Annotated in this window: 19 protein-coding genes; 12 read left to right on the top strand and 7 right to left on the bottom strand. The window is 56.4% G+C overall.

The genetic code is table 11. The features are described 5' to 3' along the window. The first annotated feature begins 275 nt into the window (after window positions 1-275). The 4 genes from JI62_RS06075 (at window position 276) to JI62_RS06090 (ending at window position 4,417) form a co-directional block, all read left to right on the top strand. On the top strand, window positions 276-1,100 hold the full coding sequence (locus JI62_RS06075; protein WP_088699304.1) for a manganese catalase family protein: 825 nt from the start codon (window positions 276-278) through the stop codon (window positions 1,098-1,100). Between the two features lie 438 nt (window positions 1,101-1,538). After that, entirely contained in the window at window positions 1,539-2,348 is an 810-nt protein-coding gene (locus tag JI62_RS06080; RefSeq protein ID WP_088699305.1) for a Crp/Fnr family transcriptional regulator, read from the top strand. Window positions 2,349-2,616: 268 nt separating this feature from the next. Beyond that, complete coding sequence (thpD, locus tag JI62_RS06085) at window positions 2,617-3,633, top strand: ectoine hydroxylase (protein ID WP_088699306.1); 1,017 nt, start codon at window positions 2,617-2,619, stop codon at window positions 3,631-3,633. Between the two features lie 118 nt (window positions 3,634-3,751). Next, window positions 3,752-4,417, top strand: a complete 666-nt coding sequence (locus tag JI62_RS06090; RefSeq protein ID WP_088699307.1) for a fumarylacetoacetate hydrolase family protein — start codon at window positions 3,752-3,754, stop codon at window positions 4,415-4,417. A gap of 136 nt (window positions 4,418-4,553) precedes the next feature. Here JI62_RS06090 and speA read toward each other — a convergent pair whose 3' ends face one another. Then, on the bottom strand, window positions 4,554-6,470 hold the full coding sequence (speA, locus tag JI62_RS06095; RefSeq protein WP_088699308.1) for a biosynthetic arginine decarboxylase: 1,917 nt from the start codon (window positions 6,468-6,470) through the stop codon (window positions 4,554-4,556). Next, window positions 6,467-7,426, bottom strand: a complete 960-nt coding sequence (locus JI62_RS06100) for a homoserine kinase (protein WP_088699309.1) — start codon at window positions 7,424-7,426, stop codon at window positions 6,467-6,469. The genes speA and JI62_RS06100 overlap by 4 nt, the downstream gene beginning before the upstream one ends. Window positions 7,427-7,625: 199 nt before the next feature. On the opposite strand from JI62_RS06100, the gene polA reads away from it, so the two are divergent. The 6 genes from polA to cydC all read left to right on the top strand — a co-directional run bounded on the left by polA (window position 7,626) and on the right by cydC (window position 16,850). Beyond that, window positions 7,626-10,409 carry a DNA polymerase I gene (gene polA, locus JI62_RS06105; protein ID WP_088699310.1) on the top strand — a complete coding sequence of 928 codons (2,784 nt, stop codon included), beginning with the start codon at window positions 7,626-7,628 and terminating at the stop codon, window positions 10,407-10,409. Window positions 10,410-10,581: 172 nt separating this feature from the next. After that, window positions 10,582-12,153, top strand: a complete 1,572-nt coding sequence (locus JI62_RS06110) for a cytochrome ubiquinol oxidase subunit I (RefSeq protein ID WP_088699311.1) — start codon at window positions 10,582-10,584, stop codon at window positions 12,151-12,153. Then, window positions 12,150-13,292, top strand: a complete 1,143-nt coding sequence (gene cydB, locus JI62_RS06115) for a cytochrome d ubiquinol oxidase subunit II (protein WP_088699312.1) — start codon at window positions 12,150-12,152, stop codon at window positions 13,290-13,292. Before JI62_RS06110 ends, cydB begins: the two co-directional genes overlap by 4 nt. Before the next feature lie 12 nt (window positions 13,293-13,304). Further along, window positions 13,305-13,424, top strand: a complete 120-nt coding sequence (gene cydX / locus JI62_RS06120; protein WP_088699313.1) for a cytochrome bd-I oxidase subunit CydX — start codon at window positions 13,305-13,307, stop codon at window positions 13,422-13,424. Continuing rightward, window positions 13,408-15,123 (top strand): thiol reductant ABC exporter subunit CydD, encoded by a 1,716-nt coding sequence (gene cydD, locus JI62_RS06125; protein WP_240513155.1) that lies wholly within the window; start codon window positions 13,408-13,410, stop codon window positions 15,121-15,123. The genes cydX and cydD overlap by 17 nt, the downstream gene beginning before the upstream one ends. Beyond that, entirely contained in the window at window positions 15,111-16,850 is a 1,740-nt protein-coding gene (gene cydC / locus JI62_RS06130; RefSeq protein WP_088699315.1) for a thiol reductant ABC exporter subunit CydC, read from the top strand. The genes cydD and cydC overlap by 13 nt, the downstream gene beginning before the upstream one ends. 74 nt (window positions 16,851-16,924) lie before the next feature. On the opposite strand, the gene JI62_RS06135 is transcribed toward cydC, so the two are convergent. Further along, window positions 16,925-17,950 (bottom strand): Fe(3+) ABC transporter substrate-binding protein, encoded by a 1,026-nt coding sequence (locus JI62_RS06135; RefSeq protein WP_088699316.1) that lies wholly within the window; start codon window positions 17,948-17,950, stop codon window positions 16,925-16,927. Window positions 17,951-18,175: 225 nt separating this feature from the next. On the opposite strand from JI62_RS06135, the gene JI62_RS06140 reads away from it, so the two are divergent. Beyond that, complete coding sequence (locus JI62_RS06140) at window positions 18,176-19,279, top strand: ABC transporter ATP-binding protein (RefSeq protein ID WP_088699317.1); 1,104 nt, start codon at window positions 18,176-18,178, stop codon at window positions 19,277-19,279. Between the two features lie 6 nt (window positions 19,280-19,285). Here the strand turns inward: JI62_RS06140 and JI62_RS06145 are convergent, their stop codons facing one another. From JI62_RS06145 to dctP, 4 genes are all read right to left on the bottom strand, one after another. Continuing rightward, window positions 19,286-20,971: an ABC transporter permease gene (locus JI62_RS06145; protein WP_088699318.1), complete on the bottom strand. Its 1,686-nt coding sequence runs from the start codon at window positions 20,969-20,971 to the stop codon at window positions 19,286-19,288. 219 nt (window positions 20,972-21,190) lie between these two features. After that, window positions 21,191-22,525: a TRAP transporter large permease gene (locus JI62_RS06150; RefSeq protein WP_088699319.1), complete on the bottom strand. Its 1,335-nt coding sequence runs from the start codon at window positions 22,523-22,525 to the stop codon at window positions 21,191-21,193. After that, window positions 22,522-23,025: a TRAP transporter small permease subunit gene (locus JI62_RS06155; protein WP_088699320.1), complete on the bottom strand. Its 504-nt coding sequence runs from the start codon at window positions 23,023-23,025 to the stop codon at window positions 22,522-22,524. The genes JI62_RS06150 and JI62_RS06155 overlap by 4 nt, the downstream gene beginning before the upstream one ends. A gap of 61 nt (window positions 23,026-23,086) precedes the next feature. Then, a complete protein-coding gene (dctP, locus tag JI62_RS06160) occupies window positions 23,087-24,190 on the bottom strand; it encodes a TRAP transporter substrate-binding protein DctP (protein ID WP_088699321.1) in 1,104 nt (367 codons plus the stop codon). A 361-nt stretch (window positions 24,191-24,551) separates the two neighbouring features. Between dctP and JI62_RS06165 the strand changes: the two genes are divergently transcribed. Beyond that, window positions 24,552-26,714, top strand: a complete 2,163-nt coding sequence (locus JI62_RS06165; protein ID WP_088699322.1) for a tRNA(Met) cytidine acetyltransferase TmcA — start codon at window positions 24,552-24,554, stop codon at window positions 26,712-26,714. Window positions 26,715-26,739: the final 25 nt, after the last annotated feature.

Genomic DNA, 26,739 nt, shown 5'->3' on the forward strand with positions numbered 1-26,739 from the left:
ACCGGCGCTGGCCCTCCTTCCTCTACTGTGTGATCCAAAGTGCTGCGGTTATTCTATGAATCCAGGTTTTAATGTAAGTTAAATATTTTATTTTCTATCTCTTCTGGCTTGATAGAAGGGAGGCGTAAGCTATGCTCATTAGTGTTCGATCTGTATGGTGTTTTATCTAAGTTCGATGAATTTAGTGGTTTTAAATCATTGATAAATTTAAAGATAACCCATGAGATATCTGCCAGTGGAAGGATTCTCTGGTAGCTCACTAAGGAGAATTTAAAATGTTCCATCATTCCGCAAAACTGCAGTATCCGGTAAAAGTCGATAAGCCTAACCCCCAATTTGCCATGCTGCTTCAGCAGGCGATAGGTGGAATTGAAGGTGAAATTCGCGTTGCGATGCAGTATTTCTTCCAAGCGATGGGCGCCCGAGGCGATGACCGTATCCGCGATATGCTGATGTCGACCGCAACGGAAGAGCTATCGCATATCGAAATGCTAGGTCATGCAGTCGCGCTTAACCTTGAAGGAGCGCCCCTCTCTTATCAAGAAGAGACCGCAAAAGATCCGGTAATGAATGCCATTCTGGGCGGTGCCAACCCACGGCACCTATTATCCTCAGGACTTTCAGCGATGCCGGTCAATGCGAATGGTGTCCCATTTGATATGAGCCATGTCTATGCCACCGGTAATATTGGTGCCGACATGCTAGCCAATGTGGCTGCGGAAGCTGGGGGCAGGGTACTTGCATCACGCCTATATAACTGGACTGACGATCATGGCATGAAGGATTTCTTATCGTTCCTGATCGCTCGAGACACCTACCATCAACAGCAGTGGTTGGCCGTCATAGAAGAGTTGGGTGGCATGCAAGCGCAGCTTCCCATTCCGAATTCGACTCCAGAAGATCATGAGGCAATGCAGCACTCTTACTATTACTTGAATACCCTACTCGATAAAAAGGCGCCGAAGGGCCGCTGGGCAGAAGGCCCCTCTCTGGATGGAAAGAGCAATTATTCAGTCATGGATCAGCCTGAACCGGAAGGTCAGGAGGCGAAACTAGGTAAAGCTCCTCCAAACTCAGGGGCTCAAAATGAGCAGATGTAGTAGATACTGCTAAGCTTGACACTATTTCATCAAGGCACATTTATCTCGCTAACTGTATAAATTTTTTTGAAGGGAATGAGATGTTCAATTGATTAGATGATTATTTAAGTCGAATGGCTTATTTGATTATTCGCATAGTAAATATTTAGCCCTGGCATGTTGTCAGGGTTTTTTATAAGTGTTCTGTTAAGCTTTTATTGCCGTGCGCTTGTTGATTATGTTGAAATTTTATTGCTTGGCTGCCTGGCTTTGATTTCCGATAAGTCACTTATTGCGTGTTTTTGGAGCTATGTGCTTTTTTAGTGTTTGAATAGATGGCTCTTGCGGTATTTCTAAATGTTGACTATATTATTTGTTTGCACATAAATGGTAAGTTCGAGTGCATTGTGCGTGCATAATTGAGTGTATGCCTTTTGTCTAACTACAAGGAATGTAGAAATGACAGGTTATGTGATTGATATGCAAAACGGAATTTCGAAAAGGAAAGGTCGTTATGCTCAGCCATCTGAAGTGATAGTTGATTTATCTCAGCTTATCAACTTAGGTAATATTTTAAGTCGTTATGGTGATCTTCAGGCTGAAGCTTTGACGCAGCTATCTTGTATTAAGCTTGAAAGTGTAGCTTTAAGAAAAAATCAAAAATTACGCTCTTTGTACCAAGAGAGAGCGGAAGCATTTGTAGTGAAGAAGGGGTGGGTGAGCTTATGCCATTCGGTTAAGAGCCGAGGAGAGGGGATTTGTAATGTATATATGCCTGGTGATATTGTAGGTGTTCGTGAAAGCTTTTTCGAAAATAATGATATGACAATATTGGCCTTGCAAGACTGTCAGCTAGATAGGATCTCTGTTAATAATTTGCATGATCTATTTGAGAAATATGCAGATGTAAAAAGAGCAGTAGTTTTTTATATAATGGTTAATGATAATATTATCATTGAAAGGTTGAGAAGTTGTACACATCATAAGGCAGAAGAGCGGGTTGCCCATTTCCTGCTTGAAGTGTATGCCAGATATCATTTCAAAGAAATGATTGATTCAAACGTAATCTCACTTCCAATTAAACAAGAGATAGTGGGTGAGTTGTTGGGAATTACTAGTGTGCATGTTAGCCGTTGCATGACTGCACTAGAGCAGAAGAAAATGATTCGGAAGACCAGGAACTCAATTGATTTGTTACAACCAGAGCTATTGACTAAATATACAGGGTTTGATGAGGGCTTGATCTACGGAAGTCTAATAAAAATTTAAATTTTGAAAGGACTAATGTTGAGGTGGTAAGTTACTCAGCTGATGCGTAGGTTAACTCATGACTTAACATAAGTTATGGGTGCATCGTTCAATTTTTTTCACGTAACCTAAGTTATCAAACGGGAAATCATGCCTTGCGGGAAAATTCACGTCGTCTAGGCTACTTCCTGCACGACGTTACAACCGTGCTCTCTTATTTATATGTACGCTAATCTTTATACGTGCAATATGTTCGATCTGAAACCTAATCATACAAGGAGTGGATTAGATGACAGTCAAAAGCACACCGCTAAATGCTGTAACCGCCCATAAGCAATATAGCGAAATGGCCGATACACCTAACGTTCACACTACTCAGGACGTTCACAGTACGCAGGTTCAGCGCGCACAGGTACAGGATGCCTACCCATCGCGCTTAGCCACACCCCCTGCACAAACCTGGCTGCCGCGCCAAGATGCGGTGGTCAAGGGGCACCAGCTTTCCGGCCCGTTAAGCCAGGCGCAGCTCGATGAGTTTGAGCGTAAGGGATTTCTGTTTATTCCCAACCTCATTTCAGGCGAAGAGCTTGATGAGCTGCGCCAGGAAATGACGGCGCTGATGAGCAACGATGAGTATCTCAATCAGGACTTCAGCGTAACTGAGCCAGAGAGCCAGGAGATCCGCTCGCTATTTGCGGTGCACTTTCTCTCTGAGCGGTTGGGCAAACTGGCCAGCGATGAGCGTGTTGCGGGCGCGGCCCGTCAAATCATTGGCGGCGATCCTTACGTGCATCAGTCGCGGATTAATTACAAGCCTGGGTTTGCCGGTAAGGGCTTTAACTGGCATTCCGATTTTGAGACGTGGCACGCGGAAGACGGCATGCCCGCAATGCATGCGGTTAGCGCTTCGTTGATCTTAACCGACAACCACGAGTTCAACGGCCCGTTGATGCTGATTCCCGGTTCGCACAAAAAGTTTGTGCCCTGCCTGGGTGAAACGCCAGAAGATAACCATAAAAGCTCTCTGAAAGCTCAGGAGGTGGGCGTGCCAAGCCCAGAAGCGTTAACTGAGCTAGTGGCGGAACACGGGATTGAAGCGCCGAAAGGTAAGGCGGGTGGCTTATTGCTGTTTGATTGCAATACCCTGCATGCTTCGAACGCGAACCTTTCTCCCGACCCGCGTAGTAATGTGTTCTTCGTGTTTAACCGCCAAGACAATCGCTGCCGGGCGCCGTACGCGGCGGCTAAGCAGCGGCCGGATTTTTTGGCTCATAGCCCTGATCAGCAGGCTAAGCAGTATCGCTAACCAGCAGTGGGGAAACAAATTCATGGCCGAAGGGTGTGGAACCTTCGTTTAGGTGGGGTAAACTGTTGCGCCTGTCGTTGCGAATGCGGCACGCATAATGAGAAGGAGAATACCCGCCATGCGTTTTGTTCCACAGTTTACCGATGGCCAGGAGTTTCCCCACCCGCTGGGCAAGGTTGTCTGCATCGGCCGTAATTATGCCGACCATGCGAAAGAGCTGGATAATCCGGTTCCCACTGAGCCGCTGCTGTTCATTAAGCCGTCGACCAGCGTTGTGGATCTGAGCAAACCGTTGGATCCACCCTTTTCACGTGGTGACGTGCATTATGAAGTTGAGCTTGCGCTGTTAGTGGGTGAAACATTAACTCATGCCACCCTGGATGAAGCTGAGCGCGCGATTGTCGGTATTGGGTTGGCGATGGATTTAACGCTGCGTGATGTACAGACCAAGCTAAAAGAGAAGGGGCACCCTTGGGAAATCGCCAAAGCGTTTGATGGCGCCTGCCCGCTTTCGTCGTTTCTGCCGCTAAGCCGGGTACCCAACTGGAATGCGCTGGCGTTTACCCTTGAAATTGATGGGGAAGAGCGTCAGCACGGCGAAGGTTCCGATATGATCTTTGCGGTTCCCACGCTGGTGGCTGAAATGAGCCGTCACTTCACCCTGGAGCCGGGCGATGTGATCCTAACCGGCACGCCTTCTGGCGTTGGGGAACTGGTTCGCGGTTCATCACTGCGCTTAACCTTGACCGGCGGTTTGGAAATTGAGACCAGCGTCGTCGAGTAACTAACCCATTAATGCGCAAGCAGTGAAGCCGATAGCCTGCCACAAGCATTCGCTATCGTCATCAATAGAAACGCCACCCGTTAACCACGGGTGGCGTTTCTTTTTGGGCTGTTTACGACAGGTCATTCAAGACAGGTTATTCAAGATAGGTATAGCCTTCCAGCCCTTCACTTAAACTGGCCGCAAAGCGGGCCTGCTCATCGGCAGAGAAGCCGCTGGCGGCTAGCTGGTCGGTGAGCTTCTGCTTGAGTACATTGGCATTGAAGTTGACGTAGGCCAGCACCTGGGCCACGGAATCGCCTGCCAATGGGTTGGAGAGCGTCCACTCGCCATCGGCATTGAGTGCGGCGTCGACGGAATCGGTATCGCCAAACAGGTTATGCAAATCGCCAAGGATCTCCTGATAGGCGCCCACCAGGAAGAATCCCAGCCAGCGTTCATCCTCTGAAGCCCACTCTGGAAGCGGCAGGGTGCTCTCTACGCCTTGGCCATCGACATAGCTGTCGATGCGGCCGTCGGAGTCGCAGGTTATATCCTGAATCACTGCCCGCCGGGTGGGCGCTTGATCGAGCCCGCTAAGGGGCAGCACCGGGAAGATCTGCTCAATGCCCCAAACGTCAGGCACCGACTGGAACAGGGAAAAATTGACGAACAGTTTATCGGCGAGCTTCTCCGCGAGTTCATCCATAATTTCGCGATGGGCGCGGTTGCGGGTATCGAGCTGAGTGCGTAGCCGGGCGCAGGCGGCCATATAGACCCGCTCGCCTTCGGCCCGGGCGGTAATGTCGCTCAACCCCATTACAAAACGTTCCTGCAGCTCACTCACCGCTTGCAGCAGGTCGTGCCACGCCTCGACCAGCATGCGCGGCTCTTGTGCTGTTGCTAGTTGCTCAAATACCCGCCACAGTAACTCAACCTGAGTGTCTTCTTGAGAATGCCGCTCCGGTGGGGTGTCGTCGATACGCTCCTCGCCAATCACATTGGTGATCAACACCGCATGGTGAGCGGTCAGTGCGCGCCCCGATTCGCTGATCAGGTGTGGCTGTGGCAGGTTCGCCTCCTGGCATAGCTGGGCAAAGGCGCTGACGACGTTGCGGGCGTATTCACGCATCGAGTAGTTGGCCGAGCAGAAGCTGCGCGAGCGAGTGCCTTCGTAATCGATCCCCAAGCCGCCGCCGACGTCCACCGTGTCAATTGGGGCACCCAGTTCCATCAGGTTTTGGTAGAAGCGCGCGCATTCGCGCAGGCCGCGCTGAATGTCGCGAATATTGGCGATCTGGGAGCCCAGGTGGAAGTGCACCAGTTGCAGGCTCTCCAGCGCATTCTCGACCCGCAGCGTATCGACGACTTCAAGTATCTGACTGGCGGTGAGGCCGAACTTGGATTTTTCGCCACCGGTATTCTGCCATTTGCCTTTACCCACCGAGGCCAGGCGGGCGCGCAGGCCTATGCGGGGCGTAACCTCCAGCTCGCGGGCCTCTTCCAAAATCAGCTGCAGCTCGGAGAGCTTTTCGACCACCAAGTAGACCTTGTGGCCAAGCTTTTCCCCCAACAGCGCCAGGCGCACATACTCGCGGTCTTTGTAGCCGTTACACACAATCAGCGAGGAGCCGCCGTCGGAAAGTGCCAGCACCGCCAGTAGCTCCGGCTTGCTGCCCGCTTCCAGCCCCACGCGACCACTGCCGCGCTCGGCGGTGGCCAGAATCTCTTCCACCACCCGGCGCTGCTGGTTCACTTTAATCGGGTAAACGGCGGTGTAGCCGCCCTGGTAGTCGCAGTCGCTCATGGCGGCATCAAACGCACCACATAGCTGCTCGACCCGGTCGTGAAGTATATCGCTAAAGCGCACCAGCACCGGCAGGCGCAGCCCGGCTGCTTGCAGTTGGCGCACCAGGCCGCTAAGCGGTAGCGCTGGGCCTTCTGCATCGCTACCCAGTGGACGTACCAGGGCCTGGCCGTGATCATCTACGTCGAAGTAGCCGCTGCCCCATTGATCGATATTCCAGGTGCGCCGTGCGCGAAGGGCAGGGCTAGTCGTTGCCATCACACTCATGCAGAAACCTCAGGTAGCGGCAGTGCACCGTGGGCAATGCGCGCGTTTAAAATGGTACGGAAACGCTCCGGGTCGTGGGGCGTCAAGTCGTGGGCCGGTGGATCAACATAGACCACCAGCAGGCGAGACAGCCAGTAGCGCAGGGCTGTCATGCGTAGCATGGTGGGCCACAATTCCCGTTCATCCGCCGTTAATGGGCGGCGTGCCTGGTAGGCACTCAACAAGGTATTGTAGCGCTCAGGGTGGAGTGTGCCATCGTCGTTAGAGGCCCAGTCGTTGATCACGATCGCCAGATCAAACAGCAGGTCGCCAGTGCAGCCATTGTAAAAGTCGATAATGCCGCCAAGCTGGTCATCCTCAAACAGGGTGTTGTCGCGAAACAGGTCACCGTGAAGGGCGCCTTGGGGAAGCTCATCGTGCTGCGTAAAGGCACTTTCGAAATCGTCGACTTCATCCTTCATCAGCGTTTGATCCGCGGGGCTCAGGTAGCTCAACACCTTGTGGTGCATTACCTGCAGCCAGTTCAGATCCCGGGGGTTCGGGCGATGGCCGGGGAAGCGCTTCGACACCACGTGCAGGCGACCCAATGTATCGCCTAAGGCACGGCATTGGGCCAGATTAGGTGCTTCCGGATGACGGCCAGGCAGGCGCGGGAATAGCAGCGCCGGTTTGCCCTCCAGACTATGCAGCGCGATGCCTTCACGGTCGTGAATAGTGCCGGGCACCGGCAGGCGGTGTTCGTCTAAATAGTCGAGCAGTTCAACGAAGAACGGCAGCTCGGCGTGCTCGCCCTGTTCGAACAGGGTTAACACCAGCTCGCGGCGGTCGGTGGTGACAAAAAAGGTCGAATTTTCGGTGCCGCCCGCCACCCCCTGTAGGGAAACGAAACTGCCAACATCAAATTTTTCTAAAAACGCGGCGACCTGTGCGTCGCTAAGCGGGGTAAATACAGCCATGAGAGTCTCGCCCAGGTTGCTAAGCCCATTATTGTAGCGGCTTGGTCGCTGAGTTGGCAGCGTTGTTGTATGAAAGAAAGAGTTGTATGAAAGAAAGAGTTGTATGAAAGAGAGGAGAGTTTGACTCTGCAGGCAGCCTGCGCAGCGGGTATCATGGTAGCAACTCATTTTAGCAATTTTTCAATAATGGAACTTGGTTATGGCTCGCGCTCCGATCGTCCTCGTAGATGGCTCCTCCTATCTGTACCGTGCCTTCCATGCGCTGCCGCCGCTAACGACCTCCAATGGTCAGCCGACGGGCGCGGTGAAAGGCGTGTTGAATATGCTCAAACGGCTGATCAAGGATTATCCCGACAGCCCCATGGCGGTGGTATTTGACGCGCCGGGTAAAACCTTCCGTGATGAGATGTACAGCGACTACAAAGCCCACCGCCCGCCCATGCCCGATGACCTGCGCAGCCAAATTGCGCCGCTGCACGCCTGCGTAAAAGCGTTGGGCCTGCCGCTGCTGTGCATCGAAGGCGTGGAGGCGGACGATGTGATTGGTACGCTGGCACATCACGCCACCCAGGCGGGTCGCGACGCGGTAATCTCCACCGGCGATAAGGACATGGCGCAGTTGGTCAATGCCCATATCACCCTGGTCAACACTATGAAGGATGAAACCCTGGATGAGGCAGGGGTAGAAGAAAAGTTTGGCCTGCCCCCCGCACTGATTATCGATTTTCTCGCCCTGATGGGGGACAAGGTCGATAACATTCCTGGTGTGCCCGGTGTGGGTGAAAAGACCGCGATTGGCCTACTGCAAGGCATGGGCGGCGGTCTGGAGACCATCTACGGTGATTTAGAGCGAGTAAAAACGCTTACTTTCCGGGGCGCGAAAACGCTGCCTAAAAAGCTTGAAGAGCATCGCGAGCAGGCATTCCTCTCCTATCAACTGGCGACCATTAAAGTCGACTGCGATCTGCCGGTGGGCTTGGATGATTTGGATATTGCCCATCCAGATCGCGAAGCGCTGGTTACCCTGTACAAAGAGATGGAGTTCCGCCAGTGGCTGGGTGAGTTACTGGAAGGTAAAGACGAAGGCGTGGATGACGTTAAAGGCGGCGAGCCAGCGCCCGCCAGCGCTGACGATAACGATTTGGAGGGCGCGGAGGCATCTGCCCATGGGAGTGCGCGTGAAGATCACGTCATTCTCGAACAGGCAGACTTTGAGCGCTGGCTGGATAGGCTACACAACGCCAAACGCTTCTGTTTTGATCTGGAAACCACCAGCCTCAACTATATGGATGCAGAAATCGTCGGCGTCGGCTTGTCGCTGGAAGCAGGAGAGGCGGCCTATATCCCGCTTGCCCACGACTACCTGGATGCGCCTAAGCAGCTTGACCGCAAAATTGTGTTAGCGGCGCTAAAACCGCTGCTGGAAGACCCGACAAAAACCAAGATTGGCCAAAACCTCAAGTACGATATTTCGGTGCTGGCCAACTATGCGATTTCCGTGGCGGGCCCGTTTGCCGACACTATGCTGGCCTCCTATGTGCTCAACTCCACCGCCACCCGCCACGATATGGATTCGCTGGCGCTGAAGTATTTGGGTGAAAAGACCATCTCCTTTGAAGAGATTGCCGGTAAGGGCGCCAAGCAGCTGACCTTTAACCAGATAGCCCTGGAACAAGCGGCGCCTTACGCCTGCGAAGATGTCGATATTACCCTGCGGCTGCAGCAAACGCTGCGTCCCCAGGTCGAAAGCGAAGGGCGCCTGGCGGAGGTGCTGGATAATATCGAGCTGCCGCTGATCAAGGTGCTCTCGCGCATTGAGCGTAATGGAGTGGCCGTGGATGCGGATCTACTGCACAAGCAGAGCCAGCAGTTAGAGCAGCGCATTGGCGAATTAGAGCGCGAGGCGTTTGAGCTGGCTGGGCGGGAATTTAATCTTGGTTCGCCCAAGCAGTTGGGGCAAATTCTGTTTGAAGAGCAGAAAATCCCGGTACTCAAGAAAACCCCTAAAGGCGCGCCCTCTACCGCCGAAGGCGTGCTGGAAGAGCTGGCGCTGGATTACCCGCTGCCCAAGGTGATTATGCAGCACCGGGGGCTGGCCAAGCTTAAGTCCACCTACACCGACAAACTGCCGCGGCTGCTTAACAAAGCTACCGGCCGGGTGCATACCAGCTACCACCAGGCGGTTACCGCTACCGGGCGGCTGTCGTCGTCGGATCCCAACTTACAGAACATCCCTATCCGTACCGAAGAGGGGCGCAAAATTCGTCAGGCATTTATTGCCCGTCCCGGCTACCGCATCGTCGCTGCCGACTACTCGCAGATCGAGCTGCGCATTATGGCGCACCTTTCTGAGGATAAAGGCCTGCTGGAAGCCTTTGCCGAGGGGCGCGATATCCATACCGCCACCGCGGCGGAAGTGTTTGGCACCTCCCTTGAGAAGGTGTCGGGCGACCAGCGCCGCAGCGCCAAAGCGATTAACTTCGGTTTGATCTACGGCATGAGCGCCTGGGGGCTGTCCCGCCAGCTGCATATTGAGCGTAATCAGGCACAAACCTACATCGACCGCTACTTTGACCGCTACCCTGGCGTGGCCCGCTATATGGAGCGCATCCGTTCCCAGGCGGCGGAAGATGGTTTTGTCGAAACCGTGCTGGGTCGGCGGCTCTACCTGCCGGAAATCCAGTCGCAAAACCGTAACCGTCGCCAAGGCGCCGAGCGCACCGCTATTAACGCACCGATGCAGGGCACCGCAGCGGATATCATCAAGCAGGCGATGATCGACGTGGATGGGTGGCTGGCAGAAGGCGAGTTCGACGCGCTGATGGTCATGCAGGTGCACGATGAGCTGGTGTTTGAGGTTGCCGAGAAGCAGGTCGAGGCGTTTATCGAGCAGGTTCAAAAACGCATGCAGGGCGCGGCAGAGCTAAAAGTACCGCTGATTGTAGAAGCCGAGAGCGGCGCCAATTGGGATGAGGCGCACTAGGAGGGCATTTTGTCGCAACTACGCAGTGCACAGATAAGGAGTTGACCAGGATCAAATTTTTGGCTCGGGTGGAGGCATAACCTTATACCCATCGCTTTACCTGGGTGAGCGCCAATGAGCGGCTTCCCGGTGGGGCGAGGGGTGTGTTTACGCTATCCATCGGGAGTCACTCATGGACATTGTTGAATTATCCAGGTTGCAGTTCGCCTTTACGGCGATGGTGCATTTCCTGTTTGTACCCTTAACGCTAGGGCTGTCGATACTGTTGGCGATCATGGAGTCGGTCTATGTGATGACCGGTAAGACCATTTATCGTCAGATGACCAAGTTCTGGGGCAAGCTGTTCGGTATTAACTTTGCGCTGGGGGTCACCACCGGTATCGCCATGGAGTTTCAGTTCGGCACCAACTGGTCGTACTACTCTCACTATGTCGGCGATATTTTCGGCGCGCCTCTGGCGATAGAAGCCTTGATGGCGTTCTTCCTTGAGTCGACTCTGGTCGGGCTGTTCTTCTTTGGCTGGGATCGGCTGTCGAAAGAGAAGCATCTAGCGGTTACCTGGCTCATGGCGTTGGCAACCAATATGTCAGCCCTGTGGATTCTGGTGGCTAATGGCTGGATGCAGCATCCGGTGGGGTCAGAGCTCAACCTTGCCACCATGCGCATGGAGCTGGTCAGCTTTGCAGAAGTGCTGCTCAATCCCGTCGCCCAAGTCAAATTTGTGCATACCGTGTCCGCGGGCTATGTCACCGGCGCGGTGTTTGTACTAGCGATTTCAAGCTGGTACCTGCTCAAGGGCCGCGAAGTTGCCTTTGCCCGGCGCAGCTTCGCGATTGCGTCTGCCTTTGGTTTGGCCAGTGTGCTGTCGGTGATTGTCCTCGGCGATGAGTCCGGCTATGAGCTGGGGGATGTCCAGAAGGTCAAGCTGGCCGCCATTGAGGCCGAGTGGCAAACCCATCCCGCACCGGCAGCCTTCACCCTATTCGGGCTACCCAACGAGGCGCAACAGCACACCGACTTTGCCATTCGCATCCCTGGCGTGATGGGCTTGATTGCCACGCGCTCGCTGGATACCGAAGTGATGGGCATTCGCGAGCTTAAAGAGGAGCACCGCGAGCGTATCGTCAACGGCCAGGAGGCCTATGCCCTTATGCAGCGCCTGCGCAGTGGTGAGGCGCGCGAAGGGGATCAGGCTCGGTTCGAGGAGGTGCGCAGCGATCTAGGCTATGGGCTGCTGCTTAGCGCCTATAGCGATGATGTGGCCAATGCGACGGCCGCCGAGATTAACCAGGCCGTAGAGGCGTCGATTCCCAAGGTTTGGCCGCTGTTCTGGTCTTTTCGGGCCATGGTAGCGGCAGGTTTTAGCATGCTGCTGCTGTTCGCACTGGCCTTCTGGCATAGCGTGCGCCGTCAGCCAGAGAAGTCCCCGTGGCTATTGCGCTTTGCGCTATTCAGCCTGCCGCTGCCCTGGATCGCCTCTGAAGCGGGTTGGTTCGTGGCCGAGTATGGTCGCCAGCCCTGGGCCATCGGCGAGATCCTTCCGGTGCACCTGGCTATCTCCAGCCTAACGGCGGAGCAGGTACTCACTACTCTGATTGCCATCGGCATCCTCTACACCACCTTCGTCATTATCGAAATGTGGTTGATGCAGCACTTTGCCCGCAAGGGGCCATCCGGCAGCGGTTACCTGGATGATGACGCCGATGCTGACTATCCACTCCCAACCCCCGCCCGGGAGGCATGATGATGGACTACGAAACACTTAGGTTTGTCTGGTGGGTGCTGATTGGCGTGCTGTTGATCGGCTTCGCAGTCACCGATGGGTTCGATATGGGCGTTGCCACCTTGCTCAAACTAGTCGGCCGTGGCGACGAAGAGCGTCGGGTGATGATCAACTCCATGGCGCCTCACTGGGACGGCAATCAGGTCTGGCTGGTGACCGCGGGAGGCGCACTGTTTGCCGCCTGGCCGCCGGTTTACGCAACGGCCTTCAACGGCTTCTATTTCGCCTTGATGCTAACGCTGTTCGCGCTTTTCCTGCGCCCTTTAGCGTTTGATTACCGCTCCAAGTTGGACAACCCCACCTGGCGCAGTCGCTGGGACTGGGGGCTGACGATCGGCTCCGCCGTGCCCGCGCTGATCTTTGGTGTCGCCTTTGGCAATCTTCTCCAGGGTGTTCCCTTCCAGTTCGATGACTATCTGCGCTTGGAGTATCAGGGTGGCTTGCTGGGGCTTTTGAACCCGTTTGCACTCTTGGCCGGGCTGTTGAGCCTGCTGATGTTTGTTACCCATGGAGCGGCCTGGCTGCAGCTCAAAACCGAGGGCGCGCTGCGCAGTCGTAGTGCCGCCATCGGCAGCCTGACGGCACTGGTGTGCGCGGTACTGTTCGTGCTGGGTGGGGTTTGGTTACTACTGGGTATTGATGGCTACCAGGTCACCAGTGTCATCGACACCCAGGGCTACAACGATACCACTGGCAAGATCGTCGCCGTCAGCGCTGGAGGCTGGATGACCAACTACAGCCGCTTCCCGCTGTTATGGCTACTGCCAGTAGTGGGCGTTTTAAGCTTTGTACTTTGCTCGCTGACCATGAAGTTGGGACGCCATGCGCTGGCATTTACCAGTTCGGCGGTTGCCATGGCCATGGTGGTGGTCACCACGGGCGTGACGATGTTCCCCTTCGTGATGCCATCGTCGCTCAACCCTAACCATAGCCTGACCATGTGGGATGCCACGGCGAGTGAGCTAACGCTCAAGATCATGTTCGTGGTGGTGTGTATCTTCGTGCCGTTGATACTGCTTTACACCGCCTGGAGTTATTGGGTCATGCGCGGTCGTCTGAATGAGCAGTTCATTCGTGATAACGACAAAGCGCTTTACTGAGGAGGGGATCGTATGTGGTATTTCGCCTGGATTTTGGGTGTCACGCTGGCGGCTGCCGTCAGTATTCTTAACGCCATGTGGCTTGAAGTGAATGGCTATGAAGGCGAAACCGAGCATGAGCGGAGCGACTGAAGCCACTGACCCAGGGCAGCGACTGAAGCGATGCCTAGCCCCGCAACGCTGGTGGTTGCGGGGTGCCACGCTGCTGGCATTGATCGGCGTGGTGCTGCTGATTGCCCAGAGTTGGCTATTGGCCAAGCTTTTCCACCATTGGTTACTGCTTTGGCAGGGTAGGGAGTCGTCGGGCCATCCGACGGTTTGGCTAGCAGGGCTGGTCATTTGCATCGTGCTACGTCCCTTTCTCCACGCTGGCCGGGAATGGCTGTCTCGTCAGGCCAGCCTGCGTGCCCGTGACGCCTTACGCAGCCAGTTATTAACGCAGCTTGGCCACCTTGGGCCGGTTAGACGTCAGTTTGGCAGTGATGGCGCCTTGGCCACCCAGGTTCTGGAGCAGGTGGATGCGCTGGACGGCTACATTAGCCGCTATCGGGTACAGAGCTTGCTGGCGGTGTTAGTGCCTTGCCTGATAGCCGCGGTGGTGGCGTTGCATAGCCCGCTGGCAGCGGGGTTGATGCTAATCACCGCGCCCTTGGTACCACTGTTTATGATACTGGTGGGGCGTGCTGCTGCGGGGGCCAGCCAGCAGCAGTTCACCGCCCTGGCGCGCATGGGCGGCCGCTTTCTCGACCTGGTGCGGGGCATGGCAACGCTGCAGCGCCTGGGGGCGATCGACCAGGCCCAGGCCAAGGTGGCAGAGGCGAGTGACGCCTACCGTGGGCGCACCATGCGGGTGCTAAGGCTCGCCTTTCTATCCAGCGCGGTGCTGGAGTTTTTTGCTGCCTTGGCGATTGCCCTGGTGGCGCTCTACCTTGGCTTGGGGCTACTTGGCCTGTTGCCCTGGGCGAAAGCAGAAGTGCCGGTGCCGTATCAGGGGGCGCTGTTTATTTTGCTGCTGGCGCCCGAGTTCTATGCGCCGCTGCGCCAATTGGGCAGCGATTATCATGCCCGTGCCGAAGCGCTGGGCGCGATGCAGGCGTTGACGCTGCTGCTGGAGGCTGACACTTGGCAACCCCAAGGGGCGCCGCTCTCCCCTGCAGTGGTTAGCGGTAAGTCTCTTGCTGTTGAGTGTCGCGAGCTGAGTGTTAGCGGTGAGGGCGGGCGCCTGCGTCTGGCCCCTCTTAACCTGACGCTGGCCGCGGGCGAACGGCTGCTAGTGCAGGGGGAAAGCGGGGTGGGCAAATCGAGCCTGTTGCAAGCCCTGCTGGGATTTACCGCCTACCAGGGCAACCTGCAGGCGAATGGTCGCGAGCTTTCCCAGTGGTCTCGCATCGCTTGGCAAGGCCAGCTTGGCTACCTGAGTCAGCAACCGCCGATACAGTCTGGCAGCGTTGGGGAAAACCTACGCCTGGCGGGCCCGGATAAAACAGATGAAGAGCTTGTTGAGGTTCTGACCCTGGTCGGGCTCTGGCCGATTATACAGCGCGGAAATGGGCTTGCCACGCAGTTGGGCGAGCGCGGACAGGGGCTCTCCGGTGGCCAGCTACAACGTTTGGGATTGGCGCAGTTGCTACTTCGCGATGCTGCGCTATGGCTGTTCGATGAGCCCACGGCGCATCTCGATCCAGATGCCGCTTGGCAACTCAATACATTGATCGGAAAGCTTAGCCGTGGGCGTAGTGTGATCATCGTCAGTCACGAGTCGGCGGGGTTGGAGTGGGTCGACCGCGCAATAGAGCTGACATCAAAAGAGGCCATGGCATGCTGCGGCTAAACAAGACACCTTCTGCGGAACAGCCTGCCACCATCCGGCTGCGTGATTTGCTGCTGCTTCGGCGTGGCGGCTGGTCGCTGGCGTTCTTGCTAGGCGCCGCTACACTGCTGGCTGTGATTGGCTTGTTGGCTATCTCGGGTTGGTTTATTACCGCGGCTGCAGTTGCCGGTACGATGACGGCGACCGCCTTCGGTTTCGACTATTTTCGCCCTGCAGCGCTGATTCGGCTGTGTGCCATCGTTCGCACGGCCGGGCGCTATGGTGAGCGCCTGACCTCCCATGATGCCGCCCTGGGGCTGCTCAAAGACCTGCGTTGCCGCCTGTTTATGGCATTAGGGCAAAAGCCGTTGCAGGCGACTTCCCGTTCATCGCACCACGGTACGGCCAGCACCATGCATCGCCTGGTCAGCGATATCGACCAGCTTGATCAGGTGGTCTTGCGAGCATTGTTGCCCTGGGGCTGGGCCGGGCTAATGGTGATGGTCGTTATGGCAGGCCTTTACTGGCTAAGTGCTCCTCTGTTGTGGGCCGCGATGCCGGGGTTACTGGTGGCTTGGCTGGGGTTGCCGCTGTTGGCGTTATGGCGCGGTATTGGTCAGGCCCGCCGGAGTGCCGAGTTTGCCGAGCGCCGCCGGGTGGCGCTAATCGAACCTTTGGCGGCGATTACCTCACTGGTGCTGTGGGGGCGGTGGGCGGAGATGGCGCAACGAGTGAAGCATCGTGATGCCGCCTACCTGGCGCATCAGGAACGCCAATTACTGCTTGCCAGCCTGACCACGGCGTTGCAGCAGGTGGCGCTGGGAATGAGCATCGTTGGCGTGCTCTGGCAGGCAGAAAGCTTATTAGCGAGCCATTTGACGCTGCCGATGCTGTTAGCTGCGGTGCTGGCAATCCTGGCATTGGGGGAGATTCTGGCACCGCTGACCAGTAGTTTTCTGGCCCTGGGGGCGAGCCTTGCCGCCCGGGATCGTCTCAATGCCTTGGCGGAAGCGGCGCCAAAGACGCAAACCGCCATTGATAAGTCACAAACCTCGCCGCTCACCTGGCAGCTAAATGTCAGTCAATTAACGGCGCGTCAGCCCGGCGCGCTGGTGGGGCCGGAGGGGATCAACCTGGCGTTGAAGAGTGGCGAGATACTCTGTGTGCATGGCCCCTCGGGGGGTGGGAAGTCGACCCTGTTGCAGGTATTGGCCGGTGAGTTGCTGCCGCTTTCGGGGGAGTATTGTGTTAATGGCCGTCCCATTGAGCAGTGGTCGATGAACAATATCGTCGGTTATCTACCCCAGCAGTGGGATGTGTTTGATATGAGCCTGGCGGAGAACCTGCGCCTTGGAGATCGACATGCCAGTGATGGCGCGCTATGGAGCGTGCTCGATGATTTGGCGCTGGGCAGCTGGGCGCGAGGGTTGCCCAAGGGGTTAGCGACACCCTTAGGTGAGTATGGCGCCGCCGTTTCCGGTGGGCAGGCGCGACGTATTGCCCTGGCGCGCGTGCTGCTGGCACGACGGCCCATGCTACTGCTTGATGAACCGTTGGCCGGACTGGACGCGATGACTCGGCGTCATGTGGTCGCAAGCCTTGTGCGCCGTGCTGAGGAGGGGATAGTGGTTATTGTCAGCCATGTTCCCCTGGAATTGCCTGCCACTCAGATGCGTAGCCTTTATATGCAGGAAGATGGCCGTCTCCACAGTTCTCCGCCAGTGCCAGCAAGCGTAGCCGCGCTATAACGCAAAACACCCGCAGCGCTAGCTGCGGGCGTTGATAGCAGTTGTAACTACTTGCCCTTAAAGTGGGCAGAGGCTTAACGCCAGCCGACGCGATCAAAAATGCGGATAGCTTCAGGGTTGTTTTCACCCAGCACGCTGATGTTCACGTCATCCGTTTTGAAGTTGCCCCAGGATTCCAGCACCGGATCCTTCTTGATGCCTTCAACTACCGGGAACTCATTGTTGCCGGAGGCGAAAATTTCCTGAGCAGTGTCGGAAGAGAGGTACTCTAGGAAGCGAATGGCGTTTTCGCGGTTAGGCGCACCTTCCACCACACCGGCGCCGCCAACGTTCACGTGAGTGCCGCGGTCATCCTGGTTGGGGAAAATGATACCCACTTTGCGGGCGGCTTCGCGCTCGGCGTCGTCATCAGACTTCAGCAGGCGAACATAGTAGTAGTGATTGGCCACGGCGATGTCACACTCGCCGCTGGCAACGCCAAGAATCTGGTCGGTATCGCCGCCTTCCGGATCCCGTGCCATGTTGTTAACCACGCCCTGGGCCCACTCTTCGGCACCCTCTTCGCCGTGGTGCTCAATCATAGAAGCGAGCAGCGACTGGTTGTAAATGTTGTTGGAAGAGCGAATGCACACCTTGCCTTCAAACTGCGGATCGGCAAGATCTTCGTAGCTGGTAATCTGGCTTGGGTCGAAGTTTTCGCGGTTGTAGAAAATAACCCGGGCGCGCTGACTAAAGCCAAACCACTGGCCATCTGGGTGGCGCATGGATTCGGGCAGGCGTTCGTTAAGGACGTCAGACTCGACGTTTTGGAAAATGCCTTCATCTTCCGCACGCCATAGACGGCCTGCGTCGACGGTCATCATGACATCAGCCGGACTCGCCACGCCCTCACGCTGAATACGCTCGATCAACTGGTCTGAGTCGCCTTCAAGGATGTTGACTTCGATGCCGGTCTCTTCGGTGAAAGCGTCATATAGGCGCTCATCAGAGTCGTAGTGACGAGCAGAATAAAGGTTGAGCTCGTCTGCCAAAGCCTGACCTGCAAACGTAGCACCCACCATCATCGCTGCCATCGGAGCAACAAAGCGTATGGTTTTCATTTAGTACATCCTTATTTATTAAATGATAATAAGTTGCATTATTAACATTGTTATTGAAGCGTTTCGTATGCTATGCGTCAAGACTCTAATAGTAAAACATTGGTAGAGGAAATCAGATGCGTGCATAACTCGGCAATAAAAAATAGAATGCAAACAACTTTCAAATGTACCCAATCCGCGTTTAGACGTTTGTCGTGTGGTTGGCCCAGCTGTAGAGGGGTATTTATGACGGCAACCCTGAAAGTCACCTCGGCGGTGCCTGGCTCATCAGCGTTAACGCTGCACAATGTGCGGCATGCCTATGATGGCCATACGGTAGTAAAAGGCGTGGATTTAAGCGTTGCTCCAGGCGAGGTGGTGTGCCTACTGGGCCCCTCGGGGTGCGGTAAAACAACGCTGCTGCGAATCGCCGCGGGCCTGGAAGTGCTGCAAGAGGGCAGCGTCTCCTTGGAAGATATCTATATAGCCGGGCAGGGCCACCGCCATGTGCCGCCGGAGAAGCGTAATGTTGGGCTGGCATTCCAAGACTCGGCGCTTTTCCCCCATCTCACCGTGTTGGAAAACGTCATCTTTGGACTTAAACATCTAGCCGCTCGGGAACGTCGGGAGCGGGCAGCACAGTTGCTTGAACAGCTGGGTATGGCCGCGTATATGGATGTTTACCCGCATATGCTCTCCGGTGGGCAGCAGCAACGAGTGGCACTGGCGCGGGCGCTGGCGCCATCGCCGCGTTTAATGCTGTTGGATGAGCCGTTCTCAAGCCTGGATGCGCGGCTACGCGACCGCATCCGCGATGATACCCTCCACGTGCTCAAAAAGGTCGGTGCGGCGACGCTGCTGGTAACCCACGACCCCGAAGAAGCCATGTTTATGGCCGATCGCATCGCGTTGATGCGCGATGGGCGAATCGTACAAACAGGAACCCCCCGCGAGCTTTACTGCGCACCTCAAGACCCCTTTGTGGTGACCTTTTTTGGCGACGTCAATGAGCTACAGGGCAAAGTGCATAATGGCGCTGTGAACACGCCTGTTGGGCGGGTGCCTGCCCCGGGATTAGCGGAGGGTAGCGATGCGCAAATCATGATCCGCCCCGAGGCGCTGCGAATTGTCGAGCGAGATCTACCTGCGGGTGAGCACGGCCACAGCCATGTGGTAATGGCGAAACTGCTGGGGCGTACCAGCCTGCTACACCTATGTGCCCATGGCGAAAACGGCCTCGAGGCGCACCTACACGCGCGCGTACCGGGGGTGTTTCTACCTGCAGAAGGCCAGCCGGTGGATATTCACCTCGACCTTTCACAAGTCTTTGTGTTCCCGCTCACGGCTTAACCTTAATCAGGAGTGAGCGCCAGGTCGTGAGCGGCGCATGGCCATGCTGAGCAGAATAACCGGTAAAATGCCCACCACCACAATGGCCAGCGACGAGGTGGAGGCTTCGGCCAGCCGTTCGTCAGAGGCCAGGTTATGTGCCCGCACGGCCAGGGTGTCGAAGTTGAAGGGGCGCAGAATAATCGTCGCGGGCAGTTCCTTCATGACGTCAACGAAGACTAAAATCCCCGCCGCCAGTAGGCTGCTGCGCATCATCGGTGTGTGAATATGGCGCAGCGTGCCGCCCGCGGTCTGGCCCAGAGTGCGCGAAGCGGCATCCATACTGGGTGTAACTTTGCCCAGACTGGCCTCCACCGCGTTGAAAGAAACGGCTAAAAAGCGCACCACATAGGCGTATAGCAGAATAAACGCCGACCCACTGAAGACCAGACCAACGATGTAACCATAGTGATTATTGAGCCAGGTGTTAAGGGCGTTATCCAACCAGGCAAACGGGATTAAAATACCCACCGCGACCACCGAACCCGGGATCGCGTAGCCCATAGAGGCGACTCGGGAAGCCACCCGCGCAAACGTCGTATCGTGCATGCGTACGCCGTAACTCAGCACCACCGCCAAGCCCACGGCGATCAGCGCGGCCATGGTTGCCAGCCCCAGGCTGTTCCAGGCGTAGCCGATAAAGCGCGAGCCCCATAGCGAATCGCCCCCCTGGAGGGCTAAATTGAGCAGAATGCCGCTGGGCAGTAAAAAGCCCACCAGCACCGGCACCAGACAAGCCAGCGTCGCCGCTGCAGCGCGCCAGCCGTGCAATACGTACTCGGGCAACTGCTGATAGCGATTGGTGGTGTGGAAATAGCGCCGCTTACCCCGCGACCAGCGTTCCAGCAGCACTAACACAATCACAAAGGTGAGCAGGCACGCCGCCAACTGCGCTGCCGCCACCTGCTCGCCCATGCCAAACCAGGTGCGGTAGATACCGGTGGTAAAGGTATCAACGCCGAAGAACTGAACGGCACCGAACTCGTTAAGCGTCTCCATCAATACCAGCGATACCCCACCCACCAGCGCCGGGCGTGCCAGCGGCACGGCGACGCTGGCAAACAGTTTCCAGGGGCCCCGCCCTAGCGTGCGGCCCACATCCAGCACGCAGACCGACTGCTCTAAAAACGAGGCGCGGGCCAGCAGATAGACATAAGGGTAGAGCACCAGGGTAATTACCGTTGCTGCGCCACCCAGGGAGCGAATGTTAGGAAAGTAGTAGTCGCCATACCCCCAGCCAAACGTCTCGCGTAGCAGGCTTTGTAACGGCCCGGCAAATTGGAGAAAGTCGGTGTAAGCGTAGGCGATAACGTAGGTGGGTACGGCTAAGGGCAGCAGTAGCGCCCACTCGAATAGCCGTTTACCGGGAAAGCGGCACATCACCACGAGCCAGGCCGTTCCGGTACCGATGAGAAGTGTGCCGAGTCCTACGGTCACCACAAGCCAGAAGGTGTTGTTCAAATAGCGGCCCAGTACGGTGCTGGCCAAGTGTTGCCAAACGCCATCGGTGGGCATCGCGATATGCGCAAATACCACCAGCACGGGCAGCGCCACCACGAACGCTACCGCGATCAAGGCAATCGACCAGGGGGTAGCACGACGGCTAAGCGAAGAGGAGAAGGCAAATAGCCCGCGATAGCCGGATCTGAACAAGCAAACACTCCTTGCGTTGACGGAAGCAGTAGGGAAAGCCGGAAAGTAGCGCTGCACGCTTGGTGCGAAACTTGATGCGAAATAATACCGGGTGTGAATAGTAGCACTGGCGCCGCACTACTGCAGCCTTGCAGGCTCGCCGGCCGTGCAAAAGTAAGCCCGCCAAGGCGGGCTATTAATGGTAGGAGGTGGGGAGCATTAAGCCGATGGGGAAAAGGCCTAGTAACCCAGCATCATGCTCGGCAGGCCGGTGATCAGCCACGGGAATAACGCCATCAGCGTACACGCGAGTAGAATCAGCGCGACGAAGGGCACAACCGCTTTGTAGAGGTGGACGATTTCGACCCCAGGCGGTGCGACGCCTTTTAAGTAGAACAGCGCGTAGCCAAAGGGTGGGGTCAGGAACGATGTTTGCAGTACCACCGCCACCATCACCACGAACCACAGCATATCGACGCCCATGGTTTCGACGATAGGCAGCATGATGGGGAAACTCAGCAGCACAATGCCGGTCCAATCCAGGAACATACCCAGGATAAACACCAGGAACAGCATAAGAATCAACGCCCCTATAGTGCCGCCGGGCATGGCCAGCACCAATTCGCTGATCACGGTCATACCACCACCACGGGAGAACACGCCAGTAAAGGCGGTCGCCCCCACCAGCACGAGCATGACCATGGTGGTGGTTTTACCCGCTTCGATCATTGTCCAGAAGCAAGTGGAGACTTTGCGGTCGCCGAAAATCAAAAACAGAATGAAGGCGATAAATACGCCGATAGCCGAGGCTTCGGTGGCCGTGGCGACGCCGGTAAATAGCGCACCCAGCACGCCTAGAATCAGCGACATGGGCGGGAGCACATACTTGGCCAACATAATCAGCAGCTGTTTAGTGCTGACTTCAGCGCGCTCTTCTGGCGGTACTTTGGGGCCGTAGCTGGGTTTGATATAGCAGATGATCAACACATAAAGCGCATACATGACCCCGAGCAGCAAACCGGGAATCAGCGCGCCAGCAAACAGGGCGCCCACGGAGACCGGTGAGTAGCTGGCCATGAGAATCAGCATAATGCTGGGCGGAATCAAGATACCCAAACAGCCGCTGGCCATAATCACGCCTGCGCTAAGCTCTTTGTTGTAGCCATACTTGAGCATCGGCACCAAGGCAATCATACCCATCACCGCAATCGAGGCACCGACAATACCGGTGGTAGCAGCCAGTAGTACCGAGACGATAACCACGGTAAGCGCCAGGCCCCCGCGCAAGTTCGCCAGTAGCAAGCGCATGGCGTCAAACATCTTTTCGGTAACGCCGGAGTCGTTTAAGAACCGGGCCATCAAGATGAATAGCGGTATCGCCACCAGTACATAGTTATCCATGGCGTTACCGAAAATATTGTTGATCAGGGTGCCGAGAATGCGCTCACCGGGGCCAAGAAAGGCGCCAATAACTGCTACGCCGCCGAGCACAAACGCCAGCGGGTGGCCCATAAACAGCCCGATCATCAGGCCACCAAACATCACCAGCGTGAGTAATTCAGGACTTAGGTTCATGCTGATGTCTCCTCGCGAAGCTGCATGATGGCACGCAGCACAATGGCAATTGCCTGTAGCAAGATCAGAATAGCAGCGACCACAATCACCCCTTTAATCGGGTAGACCGGGATCGAGACCATGCCATAGGTGGTTTCACCGCGGCTCCACGCGCGTTCAAAGAAGCTCCAGCCCAGAGTGATCAGCATCCAAATAAAGGGCACAAAGAAAATGAGATAGCCGAGTAAGTCAAGCACGGCTTGCTTCCTGCGCGATAACAGGCGTTTCAGCACGTCGACTTCTACGTGGGCGTGATGTTTTAGCCCATAGGCCGCCATCAGCATGAAGTGGGCGCCAAACAGCATTTTGGTGACGTCAAAAGCCCAGTCGCTGGGGCGGCCAAACAGAAAACGTGACGCAATATCGAAAAGAACAATCAGGGTAATGATGGCAATCAATGGAGCGATGATGCGCCCAAAGGCTTCATTGATGGCATCGATCGCCTTGGCAATCGCATTCATGGAAGATCTCCGCGGTCAGCACAAAAAACCGCCCCGGAAACCGAGGCGGCAGAGAAGCGCCTTACAGGCAGGCTTCGATCTCTTCCAATGAGGGCAGGTTATCCATCACGCGGCTCATGTTGTAGGGAGCGGACACATCGCGCCAAGTCGCATAATGCTCAAGATAGGCAATCATCGATTGGTAGACCTTGGCGTGGTCAGGGTCTTCGCAAGCGCCGCGCAGAATAACCTCGTTGGTGACCTCCTGAATGCGTGCCAAATCCTCTTCAGAGAACTGGTTGATCGTTACCCCCGCGTCAAGGAACTTCTGGGTGGCTTCGGTAGACTGGCGCTCTGACCAGGCTAATGACCATGCCATAGTGGCGTCCGCGGCGATACGCAGGGTCTCTTGGGTCTCTTCGGAGAGCGCATCCCAGGCGTCTTTATTGATCATTACACCAAATACGCTGGCCGACTGGTGCCAGCCGGGTGTTGCCCAGTAGTCAGCCACTTCGGCAAAACCAGCATTAAAATCAACGCCTGGGGTGGAGAACTCACCAGCATCGATAACGCCGCGTTCAATGGCTTGGTAGACTTCACCACCTGCCAGGGTGACCTGCGAGCCGCCCAGTTCTTCGAGTACGCGACCCTGGTCGCGGCCCGAAAGACGTAGACGCTTGCCGTCTAAATCGGCAATGCTCTCGATCGGGGTACGGCCCATAAAGCCCGATTCATTGTTGGTAATGCCGTAGGGGAGATAAACCATGTTGAACTGGCCATAAATCTCTTCATACAGCTCGCGGCCGCCCCACTGCTGAATCCAGTTGAGGTAGTCAACGCCATTAAACAGGCTGGTGGTGGTCGCCAGTGGCGAGAAGGCGGGATTCAATCCTGCCCAATAGCCAGGCCAGTCGCCCGCGGCTTCAATGCTGCCCGTTTCCGTGGCGTCAAACACTTCGGTGCCGGGCATTAGCGTGCCGCCTGCGCGGAAATTGATTTGTAGCTCTTCGCCGGCGAGTTTATTGACCAGTTCCACCCAGTGCTGGTCAATCTTGATCAGGTCAAGGTTTTCCGGCCAGGTGGTGGTCATTGTCCACTGTTCTTGTGCTTGGGCGGTGGTTGATAAGGCCGCGAAGGCAATGCCGGCAGTGAGGCCGGTGAGAGCGAATTTGGTCATTTTTTTCATGATGTATTTCCTGGTTTGGCGTGTGGCGTTATTAGTGTTGGTTACCTGGAGTCAGGAAAGTGCAGCGCTACTAAGTTACGTTTACGTAAACAAGGGTTTTAGCGCTTCAGGGCTAAATTAGCACATCCACCCCGCTGCGGTGCAATATCAGTAATGTAAGAGATGTTGTCTGTGGGGTTTTATACGCATTCTTTGCAAATTTAATTAAAACATGTGGTTACCTGTTTTTTTGAGCGCCAAAAAGAGTGGCTAAGTAAGTCGAAAACGTTGAAAGGAGTTAAATTGTGCAACCAAAGTTGTAAGGGTAAGGCTCACAATCAGGCGCTCAGCGGCACACTGACACACTTAAAAGGGTAACGTAATGGGAAGCAGTCGTGCTGGAGAAGGAGGTCAGTTGTTAAATAGCCAAGTACCAGAGAATAAGCAGCAAGCACGAAGGGTGGCGGCGCTTGTTCATCATGCGCAGCGTTTAGCTCGCCGCCGCTGGCGCCAGCTAGTGTGGCTGAGCGGCGATGCCCAGCAGTGCCGAACGCTTGGACAGGCTTTATGGCAAGCCCACTCCTGGCATGCACCGCTGTGGGTGGGAGATGGGCATCTTTCGCCTAGCAAGGCGCGCACGCGACTGGGCGCAGAGCATCAGTTGGTAGTGCTCGACACCCACGGCAGCGGATTTGATCCCGAAGCGCTAGGGGCGCTGGCGGGAACGCTCACCGCCGGTGGTTTACTGGTACTACTTACTCCACAGCCTTGGGGAGCGACGCCGGATCCAGACTACGCGCGTTTTGCCGATCATCCCTGGCGCTGGCCAGATCTGAGTTGCCACTACTTAGCACGCTTGGCGCGTCAGTTGCAGGGCTCGTCTCAGGTAGTGCGCTGGCGCATTGATCAGTCGCTGCATCTGCCTCACCTGCCTTCGCCCATCGTAGACGACACTGGAACGGCTGATAGCGACTGCCTGACCTCCGATCAGGCCTACGCAGTGCGGCAACTGGTTGGCTTAAAGCGCCGCCGCCCGCTGGTCATCACCGCGGATCGTGGGCGGGGCAAAAGCGCGGCGCTGGGTATCGCCTGCGCTCGGTTGCTAACCAATAAAGCCCAACGAGTAGTGCTTACCGCGCCACGGTTGAGTGCGGTTGCGAGCGTGTTCGAACGGGTAGCAACGCTTTGCCCGGACGGCGGTCGCGTTGCGCCAGGCCACTTTGTGTTGGCCCAGGGCAGTGAGCTGGTTTTTTTACCCCCGGATCTGCTTACCGAGCAGATTAACGCTCAGCAGCAGGGTGGTGACGGCAGCTATCTAATGGTCGATGAGGCAGCGGCGATTCCCGCAGCGCTGCTGGGGCAGTGGCTCGCCGCCTTTCCGCGTATTGCTTTTGCCACCACGGTGCATGGCTATGAGGGCTCGGGAAGAGGGTTTGCCTTGCGCTTTCGCGCGACCCTTGACCGCCTGACGCCTCAATGGAAAGCGCTAACGCTTAACGCGCCCATTCGCTGGCGCAGCGGCGACCCCTTGGAAGCCCTGGTCAATCAACTGCTGTTGTTAAAAGCGCCGCTGCCCAGCGTTCAGACGGAGGGCAGCGTCGTGGCAACCAAGGTGATTGATCGCGCCTGGCTTGCCCAACAAGATGCCCTCTTGGAGAAACTGTTTGGACTGCTGGTGCAGTCCCACTACCGCACCTCTCCCAATGACCTGCGCCAACTGCTTGACGGCCCAGGCACTCAATTGCGCCTAATGGCGCAGGCGGGCGAGCCTCAAGCGGTATTGGTAACTCGCGAAGAGGGCGGCTTTGAGGCCGCCCTTGCCGAGCAGGTCGCCCGTGGTGAACGCCGTCCACAGGGGCATCTGCTGGCCCAGTCGCTGGCGACCCATGCGGGCAGTCGAGAAGCGCTAACAGCCCGCTGGCGGCGAGTGGTGCGTATCGCGACCCACCCCGAGCGACGTCGCCAAGGCTTGGGGCAAGCGCTGCTGCACGATGATATGGCTGCCGCCAGGCAGCAGGGGGTTGCGCTCTATGGCGCGACCTTCGGGGCAGAGGCGTCGCTGCTAAGCTTTTGGCTGGCGTTGGGATTTAGGCCGGTACGCCTGGGGATTAGCCGGGAGACCTCCACCGGTGAGTTCGCTGTTATGGTGGCGAAAGCGCTGAATGCAGAAGGCGAGACGGTGCTGGCTGACCTTAGTGAGCGCTTTCAGGCGGCACTGCCAGTTCTGCTTGCCTTTGAGCTTAAAGCGTTGCCTGCGGCCGTGCTGGCACTGCTGCTCGGTCAATTGCCGAACACGCCGCTGAGTGACCGTGAGTGGCAGGATATCAAGGACGTAGCAACCGCCCATCGTGATCCCGTCCTTGCCCGTCCGGCGCTGCAAGCCTTGGCCCGGCAAGCCAGCCGCCGCACTTTAACCGAGCCCCAGCAGCAGGCGCATCAACGGTTAGCCGCCTGGGCGTTTCAAAATAGTTCCCTGGCGGATGCCCACAACGATGCCTTGAAAGCCCTACGCCTCGCTGCCAACAGCCTCATTGAGGTAAAGTAGGCTGGTTACCGATAACGAAGAGTCC

It is taken from the genome of Halomonas campaniensis (assembly GCF_002211105.1).
GTDB classification, from domain to species: domain Bacteria; phylum Pseudomonadota; class Gammaproteobacteria; order Pseudomonadales; family Halomonadaceae; genus Vreelandella; species Vreelandella campaniensis_A.

Excerpts from the sequence above, each read along its gene's own strand:
- JI62_RS06075 (WP_088699304.1), top strand. The coding sequence starts at position 276 with ATGTTCCATCATTCCGCAAAACTGCAGTATCCGGTAAAAGTCGATAAG.
- JI62_RS06080 (WP_088699305.1), top strand. The coding sequence starts at position 1,539 with ATGACAGGTTATGTGATTGATATGCAAAACGGAATTTCGAAAAGGAAA.
- thpD (WP_088699306.1), top strand. The coding sequence starts at position 2,617 with ATGACAGTCAAAAGCACACCGCTAAATGCTGTAACCGCCCATAAGCAA.
- JI62_RS06090 (WP_088699307.1), top strand. The coding sequence starts at position 3,752 with ATGCGTTTTGTTCCACAGTTTACCGATGGCCAGGAGTTTCCCCACCCG.
- speA (WP_088699308.1), bottom strand. The coding sequence starts at position 6,470 with ATGAGTGTGATGGCAACGACTAGCCCTGCCCTTCGCGCACGGCGCACC.
- JI62_RS06100 (WP_088699309.1), bottom strand. The coding sequence starts at position 7,426 with ATGGCTGTATTTACCCCGCTTAGCGACGCACAGGTCGCCGCGTTTTTA.
- polA (WP_088699310.1), top strand. The coding sequence starts at position 7,626 with ATGGCTCGCGCTCCGATCGTCCTCGTAGATGGCTCCTCCTATCTGTAC.
- JI62_RS06110 (WP_088699311.1), top strand. The coding sequence starts at position 10,582 with ATGGACATTGTTGAATTATCCAGGTTGCAGTTCGCCTTTACGGCGATG.
- cydB (WP_088699312.1), top strand. The coding sequence starts at position 12,150 with ATGATGATGGACTACGAAACACTTAGGTTTGTCTGGTGGGTGCTGATT.
- cydX (WP_088699313.1), top strand. The coding sequence starts at position 13,305 with ATGTGGTATTTCGCCTGGATTTTGGGTGTCACGCTGGCGGCTGCCGTC.
- cydD (WP_240513155.1), top strand. The coding sequence starts at position 13,408 with ATGAGCGGAGCGACTGAAGCCACTGACCCAGGGCAGCGACTGAAGCGA.
- cydC (WP_088699315.1), top strand. The coding sequence starts at position 15,111 with ATGCTGCGGCTAAACAAGACACCTTCTGCGGAACAGCCTGCCACCATC.
- JI62_RS06135 (WP_088699316.1), bottom strand. The coding sequence starts at position 17,950 with ATGAAAACCATACGCTTTGTTGCTCCGATGGCAGCGATGATGGTGGGT.
- JI62_RS06140 (WP_088699317.1), top strand. The coding sequence starts at position 18,176 with ATGACGGCAACCCTGAAAGTCACCTCGGCGGTGCCTGGCTCATCAGCG.
- JI62_RS06150 (WP_088699319.1), bottom strand. The coding sequence starts at position 22,525 with ATGAACCTAAGTCCTGAATTACTCACGCTGGTGATGTTTGGTGGCCTG.
- JI62_RS06155 (WP_088699320.1), bottom strand. The coding sequence starts at position 23,025 with ATGAATGCGATTGCCAAGGCGATCGATGCCATCAATGAAGCCTTTGGG.
- dctP (WP_088699321.1), bottom strand. The coding sequence starts at position 24,190 with ATGAAAAAAATGACCAAATTCGCTCTCACCGGCCTCACTGCCGGCATT.
- JI62_RS06165 (WP_088699322.1), top strand. The coding sequence starts at position 24,552 with ATGGGAAGCAGTCGTGCTGGAGAAGGAGGTCAGTTGTTAAATAGCCAA.